Raw genomic sequence first — 14,977 nt, 5'->3', positions numbered from 1 at the left:
CGAGCGATGAGGGCGTCCCGGCAAGCCTAGAGCTTGCCGGCCGCTTTCATCGCCAGATAGTGGTCGGCCAGGGCCGGCGCCAGATCCTCGGGACGGGCATCGACCACGTCGACGCCGTGTCCGCGAAGCCGCGACGCGATCGCCCTGCGGTCATTGCGGGCCCGCTCGGCAGCGGCGGCGTCATACACCTGCGCGGCGTCGGAACGGCCGGCCGCCAACTGATCCACCCGCGGATCGGCGACCGCGGCCAGCAGCACCTGATGACGCGCCGACAGTTGTGGCAGCACCGTCATCAACCCCTCATCGAGAGCCGAGGCATTGAGATCGGTCAGCAGCACCACCAGCGCCCGGCCCCGCACCCGTCGCAACAACGTCGAAACCATCGCGGTGGCATCGGATTCCACCAGCGCCGGCTGCAACGGTGCCATCGCCGCGACGAGCGAGGCCAGCAGCTCGGTGCGTGACGCGCCCCAGACCCCGGCGCGGGCCGCCCGGTCGATGGCCAGGAAATCGACATGGTCCCCCGCCCGCGAGGCCAGCGCCGCCAACAGCAGCGCCGCGTCCATCGACCAGTCCAGTCGCGGCCACCCGCCCGGATCCAGTGCCGTCGGGTCCACCCCGACCCGGCCGGCCGAGGTACGGCCGGTGTCGAGCACGATCACCACGCGCCGGTCGCGTTCCGGGCGCCAGGTGCGTACCACCACGTCGGCACGCCGCGCGGTAGCCCTCCAGTCAATCGATCGGACGTCGTCGCCGACGACATACTCACGCAGCGAATCGAATTCAGTGCCCTGGCCACGGATCAGCACCGGGATCGCCCCGTCCAGCTGCCGCAGCCTGGCCAGCCGCGACGGCAGATGCTTACGCGACAGGAACGGCGGCAGGATACGTATCTGCGCGGGCAGCGGCTGCGAACGTTGACGGCCGGCCAGGCCCAGCGGGCCGACCGAACGCACCGTGACCAGCTCGCTGCGTTGGTCGCCGCGGCGGGCCGGGCGCAGCCGGGTGGACAGGGAAAGCTGCTGCCCGGCACCGATGTCCACCTGATGCGCGCGGGGCTGCGCCGTCGCGCTGGGCGGCCAGCCGTCGCGAATCGCGCCGCGCAGTGTCCGCCGTCCGGTGTTGTGCACGGTGAGCACGGCATCGACGGTCTGCCCCAGGCGTGCGGTCGAATCACCGCCACGGGCCAGCTGCAATCCCCCGATCCGGCCGGCCAGCGCCACATCGGCAGCCACGGCTGCGGCCAACAGTGCCGCCAGCGCCGCGAAAGCCGTTGCCGGCCAGGGGGCCAACCCGATCGGCAGCACACAGATCAGTGCCACCAGACCAGCGCGGCCGGTGAGAACCATCAGCGCGGCACCGGAACGGCGGCCAGGATGCCGTCCAGCACCCCGTCGGCGGTAGCGCCCTCCAACTCGGCCTCCGGGCGCAGCGCCACCCGGTGGCGCAGCGTGGACCGCGCCATGGCCTTGACGTCATCGGGGGTGACGTAGTTGCGTCCGGACAGCCACGCCCACGACCGTGATGTGCCCAGCAGCGCGGTCGCGCCGCGCGGTGACACACCGAGCTGCAGCGACGGGGAATGCCGGGTGGCCCCGACGATGTCGACGATGTAGCCCAGCACCTCGTCGCCGGCCAGCACCTGGCGTACCGCATCGCGACCGGCCGCCAGTTCGGCGGCGCCGGCCACCGGCTGAACGGCCGACAGGTCACGCGGATCGAAGCCGTGCGCGTGCCGGCCCAGGATCGCGATCTCCTGATCCCGCGGCGGCAGCGGCACCGTGAGTTTGAGCAGGAAGCGGTCGAGCTGCGCCTCGGGCAACTGGTAGGTGCCCTCGTACTCGATCGGGTTCTGGGTGGCCGCCACGATGAACGGGTCGGGCAGCGGCCGCGGGGCGCCGTCGACGCTGACCTGACGTTCCTCCATGGCCTCCAGAAGCGCCGCTTGGGTTTTCGGTGGCGTCCGGTTGATCTCGTCGGCCAGCAGCAGGTTGGTGAACACCGGCCCGGAGCGGAATTCGAACTCCGCGGTCCGCGCGTCGTACACCAGCGACCCCGTGACGTCGCCGGGCATCAGGTCCGGGGTGAACTGCACCCGCTTGAACTCCAGCTGCAGGGCCGCGGCCAACGTGCGCACCAGCAGGGTCTTGGCCACACCGGGCACCCCCTCCAACAACACGTGCCCGCGGCACAGCAACGCCACCACCAGGCCGCTGATCACCGCGTCCTGGCCGACCACCACCTTGGCGATCTCGTTGCGCAGGGCCAGCAGGGCTTCACGGGCATTCTCGGAGGTGGGCTGAGTCACGAGTGGGCGACCTGCCTTTCGATGTCGTCGAGTTGGTTTGCGAGATGGACGAGTTCGGCATCGGTCGCCGGTGGCGGGCCGAACAGGATGTGGCCGGCCGAGCCGGCAGACGTACCGGAGCCGGCTGAGCCGGCGGGCGTGCCGCAGCGCGCGGCGACGGCAGCTGCGACGGCGTGCGGCGGCGCCGCCGTGTTCAAGCCGAGCCTCGGCAGCAGTCGGCCCAGCGTCGCGGTGCGCAGCGCGTCGGCGGCCCGGCCACGTGCCCGCCGTGAGCGGTACAGCCGCCCACGGCCCTCGACAGTCTCCGAGGCGCGGACCACGACCGGCAGGGATTCGGCGACCAGCGGACCGAGGCGCCGGGACTGCGCCACCGCCAGCAACGCCACCACCAGACACAGCTGCAGGACGATCCACCTGACCTGCGGCGGAACCAGATCCGACAGCGTGCCGTCACTGCTTGAGCTGGACTCGAAATGCTGGGGTGCGTACCAGACCACCCGCGGCGCGGCGCCGGCCAGATTCATCGCCAGAGCGGCATTGCCCTCTTTGAGCAGGCGCGAGTTCGTCATGAAATCACCCGTGCCGACCACCGTGACGGTCCGGGACCCATCGTGGTAGCGGGCCAGCGCGCCGCCGTAGCAGAGGGTCACCGGGGTATCGCCGGCCGCTTCGTAGGTATCGGTGGTGCCCAGCTGCGTCCTGCCGGCCCGGTTTGCCTCGGGCAGTTCACAATCCGGCTCGCCGCCGCCGAATTGCGATGGCGTGCCTGCCCGCAGTCGCGGGGCCAGTTTCTCCCGAGTGAGTCCGATGGGCGCCACGAGCAGCAGGTCACCGGGCAGATGAGTCAACCTGCTGACGGTCTTGTCGCTGGCCAAAAACATCGTCTGCACCACCACCAGCAGGGTGTCGGGCCGGGCGGCACGCTGCACCTCGTCGACGTCGTCGGCGACGATCACGTCGACACCCTGGTCGCGCAACAGGCTGACCAACGCGTGCGTCCCCTCCGGTGAGGTGGACTCGGGATCCATCGCCCCGCCCGGGCGCGGTGCGGTCAGGTACACCGTCGCAACGGCCACCGCGACGACCACGGCCAAGGCCAGCAGCACCCAGCGCACGGTGCGGAAGTGCCCCCTCATGCGGGTACGACCTCGTCAAGGGTCGCGATCGCCCGATAGGCCGATTCGGTTCCCGGCTGCTCACCGTACGTGACGTCGTTGAAAGTGGTTGCCGCGCTGTGCAGTTCGGACGACAGAGCAGGTAGCGCGGTCGCGGCGTCGCGGGCGAGTTCGGTGGCGGTGCGACCCGGAACCGCGTTGAGTACTCCGGTCTCCTCAAGGTGGCGGGCCAGCGCACGGACCCGGTGCCGAATCGCGGCGGACCAATCACCTTGTGCGGCATGTCGTTCAGCGATCGCACGATGCTGTGCAGCGCTGAGTTCCTGGTCGCCGAACAATGCGGGATCCGCGGTGCGGGAGGTATGCATCGTGCGCCGAGCGATCCGCACCGCGGCCACCACGGCCACCACGGCCAGGATCACCAATACTGAGATGGTGAACCAGCCACCGGGAATCGTGGAGCCGGCGGCCGTGATCCGGTACAGCAAGTCGTTGAGCCACTCACCGATCTGATCGGTCGGTGAAGCCCGAGGGTAGATCGGCTTGGCCAATTCGTTCTGCGCGGCGTCGTGCGCGGCGTCACGGTCGATGTCGATGCTCGTCACCTCAGATGTACCGCGGTAGCCACAGTTGATCGGCGGTCTCGACCGGTGCATCCGCGCCCGTCTGCAGCATCAGATCGAACGCCTCGGCCCGGAACCGGCGGTCGGTGTACAGCAGCACCACCACGCCCGCGCTGAACGGTGCGGTGACGATCTGACCGATCGCGGCGCCGACGGCACTCAGGATCAGGGCCGGCAGCGTTGGGCCATCGGCGACCATCGTGACGATCTGCCCCGCCACGTTGAACGGCGCGCCGACTCCCCACCCGATCACCGCGGCCACGATCGTGGCCAGCACCCAGATGCCGAACACTCGCCAGAAATCCTTGTTCACCAACGTGAACGAGCGCTTGATCGCCGCGACGATACCGAGATGCTCCAACACGATCACCGCTGGGGCGAACAGCAGAACCGTCGACACATAGAGCACGCCGAGCAACGCCAGTGGCAGCGACACCGCGCCCACCGCGAACGCGGCGAGGCCACCGACGAGGGTGCCCGCCCCGGCGATCGCGATGACGACGCCGGTGATGACGACGCCCAACGCCAGGGCCTGCAACGCGGTCAGCCCGATCAGTGTGGGTAACCGGCCGCGCAGCCGGCGCCAGGCCTCACCCACGGTGATGCTCGCACCGAACACCGAACGGCCGATCACCACCGTGAGCATGCCGCTGAGCAGCAATGAGGCCAGCGTCGTCACCACGATGCCGCTGAACGCAGCGGCGGCGAACACCGCGATGCTTCCGGCCGACGGGGACTCACCCTGCAACGTGGAGTCGAATTCGCCGAGCGCCGACAGTGGCCCGACTTGCAATGCGAGCGTGACGATCTGCGAAGCGAGCACGACCACGGTCGCCAGCCCCAGCGTGGCCTTTGGGTTGGTGCGGATATAGGCGACCGCGCCGTTGAAGATGTCGGTCAGGCTCAACGGACGTAGCGGGATGACGCTCCCTGCCGAAAAGTGCGCAAGGTGTGGCCGACCGCTCGTCATGCGCTCCATCCTGTCCTCCCACGTCGCCGGTCAGCAACTACGGTGAGGACATGCCGACCGAGATCATCGTGCGTGGATCGTTCTCCGCCTACCGGCCCCCCGAGCGTGCCACGGTCCACGCCACCCTCGGCTACGAAGGGCCGGCCATCGAGCCGGTGTACGAGCGGGTGGTCCGCGACCTGGACACGGTGAAATCCTCGATCACCCCGCTGCACGACCCCGACGCCGGCCCGGTCACCAGATGGTCGACCGGCCAGGTGCGCACCTGGGCCAACCGGCCCTGGAACAACGAGGGCAAGCAGCTGCCGCTGGTGCACCACGCCAGCGTCGACATCGAGGTCAGATTCAGCGATTTCACCGCGCTGTCGCAGTGGGTCGGCGGCCATGTCACCGAGACCGGTGGGTTTTCGTTGTCACGGATCGAGTGGGCACTCACGGCCAAACACCGAGACGAACTCGTCGTCGAGGTCCACACGGCGGCCGTGGCCGACGCCGTGATCCGCGCCCAGCGCTACTCCGATGCACTGGGCCTCGGACAGGTCCGGCCGGTGGCGATCGGCGATGCCGGCATGCTGGCCCGCCCACCCGAGGATGCGTCGTCCCCGCGGGCCCTGCATGCGATGGCAACCCGGGGCGGCGGCGCCCCCGAACTCGACTTCGCACCCGCCGATATCGAGGTCGCGATGTCGGTCGACGCGAAATTCGTGGCGGGCGAGGGCTGATCACGGCGTAGGTTGACGCTATGGCCGAGCTCAAGGACAAGCTGCGCGCGGATCTGACCGGCGCGATGAAGTCGCAGGACAAGTTGCGTACCGCGACGCTGCGGATGCTGTTGGCCGCGATCCAGGCCGAGGAGGTCTCGGGTAAGCAGGCCCGAGAGCTGTCCGACGCCGAGGTGATCGCGGTACTGGCTCGCGAATCGAAGAAGCGCGGCGACGCGGCCGAGATCTACACCCAGAACGGTCGAGGCGAGCTTGCGGCCAACGAGCACGCGGAAGCCCGTGTCATCGACGAGTACCTGCCCACCCCGCTGACCGACGCCGAACTCGCCGATGTCGCCGACACTGCCATCGCACAGGTCGCCGAACAGCTCGGGGAGCGCCCGGGCATGCGTCAGATGGGCCAGGTGATGAAGGCCGCCACGGCCATTGCGGCGGGCAAGGCCGACGGCGCGCGGTTGTCGGCCGCGGTAAAAGCGCGCCTCTGACGGACTCCGGGGAGTTTGAGGCGGTCGGCGGCGGGTATCTCAGGCGTATGCCAACCGGTAAGGGGATCTACGACGAAGAGCACCGCAAGAACAGCGGTGACGGCACCGACAAGCATGATCGGGTCAAGAACGTGCCGGAAGACACCCCGGACGTCGACGCCACCGAGAGCACCACCCAGGAACCGCCCGATTGAGCGCTACACACCGGCCGGGTCACTCGGCATCGCGCCCGACGCGGCTGCTGTGATAGGCGGCGCGGCGGACGTCGGCCAGCCAATGAGGTGCCAGCTGTACCCCGTCAGCCTCGTGCAGCGCGGGGTCGAAGGACACGTCGCGACCGTGCGGCAGCCTCTGGCGAAGCGACAGTCGAGCCAGAGGTTCGAATTCGCCGGTGGCGGGGGACTGTTCGATGTCGAACTGCAGCCCGCCACGCTCCAGTTGCCGGTTCACACTGTCCAGCGAAAGCCCGGCGCCGTCGAACTCGGTGGTGAGGCGGGCCCGCAGCCACCACAATTGGCCCTCGAATCGCAGTGGCATCACGCTCGAGAACGTGATCCCTGTCCAGGAATTGGCCGGCCACAACACAAACCGGTTCCCGGCCAGGGTCGAGGCCAACAGCACATCCCATGGCGTACCGGACAGTTGCGGTGGCATCCGCCAGGCCAGGCCGGCGATGTCCGGCACTGAATCCGGCGTCCCGATTCCTTTCGACAATCTCCCGACGATGTCGCAGGAGTAGAGCGGCAGGCCCCAGCCGGCGGGGGCGGTGCGCTCGAGACTGCCTCGCGCCAGCACGCCACTCGGGTGGAACAGGCGCCGGTGCCGAACCGCGGCACCGAGCTCGACCGGCAAGGACGCAATATCGGAGAATCTCATGCCACCGGCTGCCCGCGATGGCGGAGTTGCAAACGCGGCGGACTAGATTCGCCAGAGCGCTTCCTGGGTGACGCTGGCGATCAACGTGCCCGCGGCGTCGTAGAGCGAGCCACGCGCCAGGCCGCGGGAATCGTTGTGGTTCGCCGACTGCAATTCGTAGCGGTGCCAGCCATGGGGTGAGAACGGCCGGTGGAACCAGATCGAGTGGTCCAGGCTGGCGGCGAAACCGAGATCGGACCGCAGCGCCACCGTGGGCGGAAGCGCCGAGGGAACCGGCCCGAGATCGGACAGGAACGTCAGGGTGCAGGCCCGGATCAGCGGGTCGTCCTCGATCTCGGCCTGCGTGCGGATCCAGAACGGTGAGATCGCGAACTCGGAGTCATCGGAGGGCATGGTGCGCAGGTCGAACTTGTCACCGAAATCCATGATGTCGTGCTTGGGGGCGGCGGCGTCGAACTCCAGGACCGGCGGGGCGTCGGGGGACCAGTCCAGGCCGGGCTCGGGCTGATGGAATGACGCCATCATCTCCAGGATGACCTTGCCGTCCTGGCTGGCGGTGACGTGGCGGGTGGCGAACGCGCGGCCGTCGCGGGTGCGGTCGACGTGGAACTCGACGTCGGCGTCGTAGCTGCCGCCCCGGACGAAGTACGCGTGCAGCGACTGCGGCAGCTTGCCGTCGTCCACGGTGGCGCCGGCCACCGCCAGCGACTGCGCCGCGATCAGGCCGCCGAACAGCCGCCCAGTCGCGCCTCTGCGCGGTTCCCGAATGCAGAAGTCATCGCCGTCACGTTTGTACTGCAACAGTTCGGCGATCCAGCTCAGCGCGGCCATCGGCCGACGCTATCAACTGCTTGGTTGGGAGCTCGATCACACTCGGGCAAAATAGCGTTGGCCGTCGGATGCGAGCCGCCCGAACGCTGCCCTGACCACCGGCGCCAGGCCCTTGAACGGGATCGCGAACAGCGGCTTCGGCTCGATCGCCACGATCCAGGTGAACTGCGTCTGCCCGTCACCGGCGGGCTCCACCAGGTAGTCCTCGGCGAACCGGCGCAGCGACGGAATGTTCGCGTGATCAACGGCGAACGAATAACGACGGCCCTCCTCCCAGCGGAAAAAGGTCTCATGCACCCGGACCAGGCCGGGCGCCAGCGTCACCTCACGGGAGCTGCCGACGCCGAACGGCCTCGGGGTCACCCAGTTCACCTTGGTGACCGACGGACCCCACGCGGCCAGGGACTCGTCGGATACCAGCGACTCCCACACCTTCTCCGGCGGTGCGGCGAAGCGCTTGTGATAGGTGAAGATGTGCGGGGCAGTCGTGAAGAAATCGGCGTCGGCGGTTTCCAACGTGAACCGGGGCATGGTGACAGCATGCCTCAGCACGGCACTGCGGGATACTAGGTTGCAAGCCCATTCCGGAGAGGGGACCTATGACGGCGGCGCTCGGCGGCCGCTACGAGCTACGCGGCGTGCTCGGCCGCGGCGGCATGGCCGAGGTGCACGATGGCTGGGACACCCGGCTGTCGCGTCCGGTCGCGGTCAAGTTGCTCAATCCGGCGCTGGCCGCCGACGAGGTGACCCGTCGGCGCTTCGAGAACGAGGCGCGGGCCGCCGCGTCACTGAACCACCCGAACATCGTCGCGATCCACGACAGCGGCGAAGACCGCGGCACGCCCTACATCGTCATGGAGCGACTGCCCGGCCCCACCCTCGCCGAGGAGATCGCTGCCGGACCGCTCTCGGCCGAGCGCGTGCGCTGGGTGCTGAACGACCTGCTCAGTGCATTGTCGGCCGCGCACGGCGCAGGCATCCTGCACCGCGACATCAAGCCCGGCAATGTCCTGATCACCACGTCCGGCGCCGCCAAACTCGCCGACTTCGGCATCGCCAAGACCGACGGCGCCGCCCACACTCGCGTCGGGATGGTCTTCGGCACCGCGAATTATCTGAGCCCACAACGGATCACCGGCCGGCCGGCGTCGCCGTCAGACGATCTGTACGCCCTCGGTGTCCTGGGATACGAGGCACTGACCAGGCGGCTTCCCTTCGAGCGCGACAACCCGGTGGCCACCATGCGGGCAGTACTCGACGAACCGCTGACACCGATCAGCGTGCTGCGACCCGATGTCGATCCGGTGCTGATCCACGTGATCGAACGCGCGATGGCGCGGGACCCGGCGTACCGCTTCGCCACCGCCGCCCAGATACGGGCCGCGTTGCAGGCGGCGCAGCCAGTGCCGGCCGTGCCGCCACCGCCGCCGACACGACCGGCGACCCTGATGCTGCCCCCGCCACCAGAGCCCCGGCGGTCCCGCGCCCGGATGGCACTGCTGACCGGAGGCCTGCTGGCCGGTGTCGTCTTGGCCGCATTGCTGTTGATCTCCGATCCGCCGCCGCAGCACACCCCCGTCACCCCGGTGATCACCTCGGTCGAGCCCACGGCGCCGGCCACCAGTGTCCCGACCTTCTCACCGCCGACCGTGCCCGAGGACGAATGGGCCGAGGGCCCCGGCAAAGGGAACGGCAACGGCAAGGGAAACGGCAAGGGCCATGGGAAGAAAGCCCATCCACATGAGTGACGGCGGGGCTACCCCGATAAGAGACAAGGCCCAAACCGGATTTCTCTGGTCTGGGCCTTGCTTGCACTGTCGGGGTGGCGGGATTCGAACCCACGACCTCTTCGTCCCGAACGAAGCGCGCTACCAAGCTGCGCCACACCCCGCGTGAAGCTTCGACAGCCTATCGCACCGGGTACCTCGAAAGCCAAACGGCCACCTCTGCGCCAGCGGCGGCTTAGACCTGTACCGCTTTCTACCGCAGGGTCGTGCGCAGTCGCGAACCACAGCCCAGGTGTGCAAAACGGCGCACTGGTTTGGCGCGCCGAAAACGCCACCGCGGGAAGCAATCGGTGCGTCGGTGGCGTTATACGACGCATGACCGTACTGGGCGCCTCCGTCTACTTGGGCTTCTTCGCCCTCGCGGCGTTGTGGCTGTTCCTGACGGCCGAGACAGATGCCGAAGCGGATCAGGACCAGCTGCCCGAGCACTCGAACTCCGAGAGCACCTCCGCGGATGCCGAGGTGTCCAGCCCCTGGGCGTTGAGCCAGTCGGTATCGAAGTAGGTGTCTGCGTAGCGGTCACCGCTGTCGGCCAGCAGGGTCACCACCGACCCGCTGCGGCCGTGCGCGATCATCTCGGCCAGTAACTGGAACGCGCCCCACAGATTGGTTCCGGTCGACGGCCCGACCCGACGGCCCAGCACCCGGCTCGCGTGATGGGCGGCGGCCACCGACCCGCAGTCGGGCACGGCGATCATGCGATCGACCACACCGGGCAGGAACGACGGCTCCACCCGCGGCCTGCCGATGCCCTCGATACGTGAGGACGCGGCGGTGACGACGTCATCGCGACCCTGCTCGTAGCCCGGGAAGAACGCCGAATTCTCCGGGTCGACGACGCACAGCTGAGTGGCATGCCTGCGGTAGCGGATGTAGCGGCCGATCGTCGCGCTGGTACCCCCGGTGCCCGCCCCCACCACGATCCACTCCGGCACCGGATGCGGTTCCAGTCGCATCTGTTCATAGATCGACTCGGCGATGTTGTTGTTGCCACGCCAGTCGGTGGCCCGCTCGGCGTTGGTGAACTGGTCCAGATAGTGCCCGCCGGTCTCCTCGGCCAACCGGTGCGCCTCGGCGTACACCTGCGACGACTCGGCGACGAAATGGCAACGGCCACCCTGGGCTTCGATCAGCGCGATCTTCGAACCGCTGGTCGAGGCCGGCATCACCGCGATGAACGGCAGACCCAGCAGCGCCGCGAAGTAGGCCTCGGACACCGCTGTCGAGCCCGACGACGCCTCGATGATCGTGGTGCCCTCACCGATCCAGCCGTTGCACAAGCCGTACAGGAACAGCGAACGGGCCAGCCGGTGTTTGAGGCTGCCGGTGATGTGGGTGGACTCGTCTTTGAGATACAGCTGCACGTCGATGTCGCTGCACCAGGCCGTCGGCAGCGGATAGCGCAACAAATGCGTGTCGGCGCTGCGTTTGGAATCGGCCTCGATCAGCCGCACCGCATTGTCGACCCACCGGCGCGGCCGGGGATGCGCGGCAGTGCCGGCAGTACTGGCCGGCCGGCTCACCGGGCCGAGACGGCCGGGCTGGATTGTCCGGCCCTCGTCCCGACGTGCCCGCCACCGGTCGGTGCCGCGACGAGCGTGAGCAGGGTGGCTTCCGGGCGGCAGCAGAACCGCACGGGCGCGAACGGCGACGTGCCGATACCGGCCGACACATGCAGCTGCATGTGCGAACCCCACTTCGAGGCGCCCTTGGCGCGGGACCGGTCCAGCTCGCAGTTGGTCACGATGGCCCCGTAGAACGGCAGGCACAACTGCCCGCCGTGGGTGTGCCCGGCCAACACCAGCTGATAGCCGTCGGCGGCGAAACGGTCCAGCACCCGGGGTTCGGGGGAGTGGGTGAGTCCCAGCGTCAGATTCGCCGCGCCGTTGGCCCGCCCGGCGACAGTGTCGTAGCGATCGCGCTTGAGATGCGGATCGTCGACGCCGGCCACGGCGATGTGAAGCCCGGCCACCTCGACGTCGCGACGGATGTGGGTCATGTCCAGCCAGCCGCGCTCGGTGAATGCCGCGCGCAGGTCCTGCCAGGGCAGCGGCTCACCGTGTGTCCGGTGCTGCGGGTTGGTGATGTAGTTCAGCGGGTTCTTCAGCCGCGGCGCGAAATAGTCGTTGCTGCCGAACACGAACAGGCCGGGTGCCGAGAGCAGGTCACTCAGGGACTGCACGACGGCGGGCACGGCCTTCGGATGAGCCAGATTGTCGCCGGTGTTGACCACCAGATCTGGCTCGAGGCGTGCCAGATCCCGTAGCCAGGCCTGCTTGCGGCGCTGGTTGGGGCGCATGTGCAGATCGGACAGGTGCAGCACCCGCAGGGGTGAGGAACCCGGGGCGAGCACCGGCATCGTCGCCTCCCGCAGCACGAACGCATTGCGCTCGATCAGGGACGCGTAGCCGATCCCGGCAACCAACGAACCGGCGGTGACGGCAGCTGCCTTGTTCACTGACATGCAGGCAAGCCTACTGCGAACCGGTTCTCACGGGGGTGGTGGAGGCCCGAGCACCGGGACGGTGATCGGCGGGAGGCCCGGGATCTCGACCACAGTCTGGCCGATCTCGGGCGGTGGCCCACCCGGCATCGGGAACGCGACGGGGGGCGGCGGCGGGGCCGGCGGGATCCCGTTGCTCACCTGGATCGTGATGATCGAGCCCGGAATCGTCTGGCCGCTGGGCGTGGTGCCTACCACGGTGCCGGCACGCGAGCTGCTGTTGACCGAGGCGGCGCCGTCGGCCACCTGGAATCCGGACTCCTTGAGTCGCAGGCGCGCGGCTTGCTCATCGAGTCCGTTGACAGTCGGCACCACCGAGCCGGGGCCGCCGTCGACGTAACGCGGATCGGTCGGGGGCAACACGACCGGACCGAAGTTGTTGGCGATCGGCTTCAGCGCGGTGAACCAGGTGCGCGCCGGTTCGTTGCCGCCGAACAGGTCGCCGTCTCCGCATTGGCGCAGGGGGAACGAGCACAGCTCACCGGGGCTGCTCGAATCGTCATAGATGTAGTTGGCCGCGGCGTACTGGTTGGTGAAGCCCAGGAAACCCGACGAACGGTGCGCCTCGGTGGTGCCGGTCTTACCCGACATCGGCAGATCCCAGCCCACCGAACCGGCCGATCCGGAGGCGGTACCGCCGGCCTGGTCGTCCTTGCTCATCGCATTGGCCAGGGTGTTGGCCAGGCCTTCGGGCACTGCCTGATCGCAGGTCTCGGTGGTCACCGACACCTCGTTGCCGTTCCGGTCGAGTACCTGTGCGATCGGGTTGGGTGGGCACCAGGTGCCGCCCGAGGCCAGCGTGGCCGCCACATTCGACAACTCCAGCGCGTTGACCTCGATGGGGCCCAGGGTGAAGGAGCCGATGTTCTGGCGCTTGATGAAGTCGGCCAGGCTCTCGTTGCTGTCCGGGTCATAGTCGCGGGCGGTGCCGGGCAACGCGTAGGACCGCAGCCCCAGCTTGACCGCCATGTCCACCGACCGCTGCACACCGATCTGCGAAATCAGCTTGGCGAACGCGGTATTGGGCGAGGTGGCCAACGCGTCGGTCACGCTCATCGACCCCCGGTAGCCACCGGCGTTCTTCACACACCAGGTCTCCTTCGGGCATCCCGGGGTGTCGCTGCTGCCCAGCCCCTTGGCCTGGAAGAACCCAGGCACCGGCAGCTGGGTGTTGATGCCCATGCCCATGTCCATGGCCGCGGCCGTGGTGAAGATCTTGAAGATCGACCCGGCGCCGTCACCGACGAGGGAGAACGGCTGCGGCTGCATGGTTTCACCGGCGTCGGTGTTCAGGCCGTAGGTGCGGTTGCTGCCCATGGCCAGGACAGGATGAGATTCCTTACCTGGTTTGATCACGCTCATCACACTGGCGATCCCGGGTGCGTCCGGACGGGCGATGCTGTCGATCGCCGACTTCACCGAGCCCTGCACGTCCGGATCCAGTGTGGTCTTGATCAGATAACCGCCCTTGGCCACTTGATCCTTGGACAGTCCAGCGCGGGCCAGGTACTCCAGCGCGTAATCGCAGAAGAACGCCCGGTCGCCGGCGGCGATGCAGCCTCGGGGCAGCTCGTTGGGCTGCGGCAGGACGCCCAGCGGCTGTTGTTTGGCGGCCCGCAGCGCCTCGGCCTCCTGCGGGATGTTGTCGATCATGGTGTCCAGCACCAGGTTCCGCCGCGCCAGCGCACCGTCGGGGTTGGTGTAGGGATTGAGCGCGCTGGTCGACTGCACCATGCCGGCCAGAAGGGCGGACTGCTGCCAGTTCAGCTCCGAGGCGTTGATGCCGAAATATGTCTGGGCGGCGTCCTGAACGCCGAACGCGCCGTTGCCGAACGACACCAGGTTCAGATAACGGGTCAGGATCTCAGGCTTGGTGAATGTCTTGTCCAGCGTGAGCGCCATCCGGATCTCACGCAGCTTGCGGGCCGGTGTGGTCTCGATCGCGGCGCGGCGCTCGGCATCGGTCTGTGCGACCACCAGCAGCTGGTAGTTCTTCACATACTGCTGCTCGATCGTCGAACCGCCGCGGGTGTCCGTGTCGCCGCGCATGTAGCCGGTCAACCCGGTGAGGGTGCCCTGCCAGTCCACGCCGTTGTGTTCGGCGAACCGCTTGTCCTCGATCGAGACGAGAGCGAGCTTCATGGTGTTGGCGATCTGATCGCTGGGCACCTCGAAGCGGCGCTGCGAATACAGCCAGGCGATGGTGTTGCCCTTGGCGTCGACCATGGTCGAGACCTGTGGAACCTCGCCCTCCACCAGGGCGGCCGAGCCGTTGGCCACCACGTCGGAGGCCCGGTTGGACATCAACCCGAATCCACCCACGACCGGGAACATGAAGGTGGCCACCAACACGCTGGCCAGCAGGCAGCACCAGGCGAGTTTGATGATGGTGACCGCTTGGGGTGGCTGCGCGGGCGGTCGAGTCGGCTGCTCCGGCATGGGTACAGAGTAGCTATCTCGTTCTTGCCCGCTTCCTGCGAGCGGGGCTCACCGGCACAACCCGCTTGCCTGCAGAAATACCGCATTGCGTCAATAAGACGGCCAGACGGCACGGCCGTCCCAAAAAAGTGGATCGCAAACTGTTGCGTTAATACCCTCTGACCACCTAGCTTGGACACACAGTGCGATCCAGGTAACACCCGCTGGCGCAATGTGGCGTAGATCGCAACGGCGTTCTACACCGGAAGGTTTCAACGCCCGCCATCTGGGGAGATGGCTGGAACGAAGGGATCGCTGGTGTCAGGTACACGAACTGTC

General features: G+C 68.2%; 15 protein-coding genes and 1 tRNA gene. 4 read left to right on the top strand and 12 right to left on the bottom strand.

Annotation, left to right across the window (positions count from 1 at the left end; genetic code table 11):
* Positions 1-26: 26 nt before the first annotated feature.
* The 5 genes from BKG60_RS00780 to BKG60_RS00760 are packed head-to-tail and all read right to left on the bottom strand — an operon-like array spanning position 27 to position 5,016.
* Positions 27-1,349 (bottom strand): DUF58 domain-containing protein, encoded by a 1,323-nt coding sequence (locus BKG60_RS00780; RefSeq protein ID WP_070943817.1) that lies wholly within the window; start codon positions 1,347-1,349, stop codon positions 27-29.
* Positions 1,349-2,308 carry an AAA family ATPase gene (locus BKG60_RS00775; RefSeq protein ID WP_070186399.1) on the bottom strand — a complete coding sequence of 320 codons (960 nt, stop codon included), beginning with the start codon at positions 2,306-2,308 and terminating at the stop codon, positions 1,349-1,351. The genes BKG60_RS00780 and BKG60_RS00775 overlap by 1 nt, the downstream gene beginning before the upstream one ends.
* Positions 2,305-3,444: a DUF4350 domain-containing protein gene (locus BKG60_RS00770; protein ID WP_070186398.1), complete on the bottom strand. Its 1,140-nt coding sequence runs from the start codon at positions 3,442-3,444 to the stop codon at positions 2,305-2,307. The genes BKG60_RS00775 and BKG60_RS00770 overlap by 4 nt, the downstream gene beginning before the upstream one ends.
* Positions 3,441-4,028, bottom strand: coding sequence for a DUF4129 domain-containing protein (locus tag BKG60_RS00765; RefSeq protein WP_070943818.1), 588 nt, complete (start codon positions 4,026-4,028; stop codon positions 3,441-3,443). Before BKG60_RS00765 ends, BKG60_RS00770 begins: the two co-directional genes overlap by 4 nt.
* 1 nt (position 4,029) lies before the next feature.
* On the bottom strand, positions 4,030-5,016 hold the full coding sequence (locus BKG60_RS00760) for a DUF7847 domain-containing protein (RefSeq protein WP_075909020.1): 987 nt from the start codon (positions 5,014-5,016) through the stop codon (positions 4,030-4,032).
* Positions 5,017-5,066: 50 nt separating this feature from the next.
* Between BKG60_RS00760 and BKG60_RS00755 the strand changes: the two genes are divergently transcribed.
* Genes BKG60_RS00755 through BKG60_RS31805 form a run of 3 tightly spaced genes read left to right on the top strand, consistent with a single transcriptional unit; the run spans position 5,067 to position 6,417 of the window.
* Positions 5,067-5,738, top strand: a complete 672-nt coding sequence (locus tag BKG60_RS00755) for an SIMPL domain-containing protein (protein ID WP_070943820.1) — start codon at positions 5,067-5,069, stop codon at positions 5,736-5,738.
* Positions 5,739-5,758: 20 nt separating this feature from the next.
* Positions 5,759-6,223, top strand: a complete 465-nt coding sequence (locus BKG60_RS00750) for a GatB/YqeY domain-containing protein (RefSeq protein WP_070943821.1) — start codon at positions 5,759-5,761, stop codon at positions 6,221-6,223.
* A gap of 47 nt (positions 6,224-6,270) precedes the next feature.
* A complete protein-coding gene (locus tag BKG60_RS31805) occupies positions 6,271-6,417 on the top strand; it encodes a hypothetical protein (RefSeq protein WP_165617744.1) in 147 nt (48 codons plus the stop codon).
* A gap of 19 nt (positions 6,418-6,436) precedes the next feature.
* Here BKG60_RS31805 and BKG60_RS00745 read toward each other — a convergent pair whose 3' ends face one another.
* From BKG60_RS00745 to BKG60_RS00735, 3 genes are read right to left on the bottom strand one after another with little or no spacing between them, the layout of a single operon-like run.
* The gene (locus BKG60_RS00745) at positions 6,437-7,099 is read right to left on the bottom strand and encodes a phosphodiesterase (RefSeq protein ID WP_070943822.1); all 663 of its coding nucleotides are present in this window, start codon (positions 7,097-7,099) and stop codon (positions 6,437-6,439) included.
* 42 nt (positions 7,100-7,141) lie between these two features.
* Positions 7,142-7,930 (bottom strand): acyl-CoA thioesterase, encoded by a 789-nt coding sequence (locus BKG60_RS00740; RefSeq protein ID WP_070943823.1) that lies wholly within the window; start codon positions 7,928-7,930, stop codon positions 7,142-7,144.
* Positions 7,931-7,966: 36 nt separating this feature from the next.
* Positions 7,967-8,461, bottom strand: coding sequence for an SRPBCC family protein (locus tag BKG60_RS00735; protein WP_070943824.1), 495 nt, complete (start codon positions 8,459-8,461; stop codon positions 7,967-7,969).
* 68 nt (positions 8,462-8,529) lie between these two features.
* Between BKG60_RS00735 and BKG60_RS00730 the strand changes: the two genes are divergently transcribed.
* On the top strand, positions 8,530-9,678 hold the full coding sequence (locus BKG60_RS00730) for a serine/threonine-protein kinase (protein WP_070943825.1): 1,149 nt from the start codon (positions 8,530-8,532) through the stop codon (positions 9,676-9,678).
* 69 nt (positions 9,679-9,747) lie between these two features.
* Here the strand turns inward: BKG60_RS00730 and BKG60_RS00725 are convergent.
* The 4 genes from BKG60_RS00725 to ponA2 form a co-directional block, all read right to left on the bottom strand.
* A tRNA-Pro gene (locus tag BKG60_RS00725) sits at positions 9,748-9,821 on the bottom strand.
* A gap of 303 nt (positions 9,822-10,124) precedes the next feature.
* Positions 10,125-11,240: an L-cysteine desulfhydrase Cds1 gene (cds1, locus tag BKG60_RS00720; RefSeq protein WP_070943826.1), complete on the bottom strand. Its 1,116-nt coding sequence runs from the start codon at positions 11,238-11,240 to the stop codon at positions 10,125-10,127.
* Positions 11,237-12,181, bottom strand: a complete 945-nt coding sequence (locus BKG60_RS00715; RefSeq protein ID WP_070188789.1) for a metallophosphoesterase — start codon at positions 12,179-12,181, stop codon at positions 11,237-11,239. Before BKG60_RS00715 ends, cds1 begins: the two co-directional genes overlap by 4 nt.
* A 27-nt stretch (positions 12,182-12,208) precedes the next feature.
* Complete coding sequence (ponA2, locus tag BKG60_RS00710; protein WP_070188788.1) at positions 12,209-14,659, bottom strand: transglycosylase/D,D-transpeptidase PonA2; 2,451 nt, start codon at positions 14,657-14,659, stop codon at positions 12,209-12,211.
* Between the last annotated feature and the right edge of the window lie 318 nt (positions 14,660-14,977).

It is taken from the genome of Mycobacterium syngnathidarum, assembly GCF_001942625.1.
GTDB lineage: Bacteria > Actinomycetota > Actinomycetes > Mycobacteriales > Mycobacteriaceae > Mycobacterium > Mycobacterium syngnathidarum.
The sequence above is the reverse complement of the archived record's forward strand: the minus strand, read 5'-3'. Positions and strand labels throughout refer to the sequence as shown.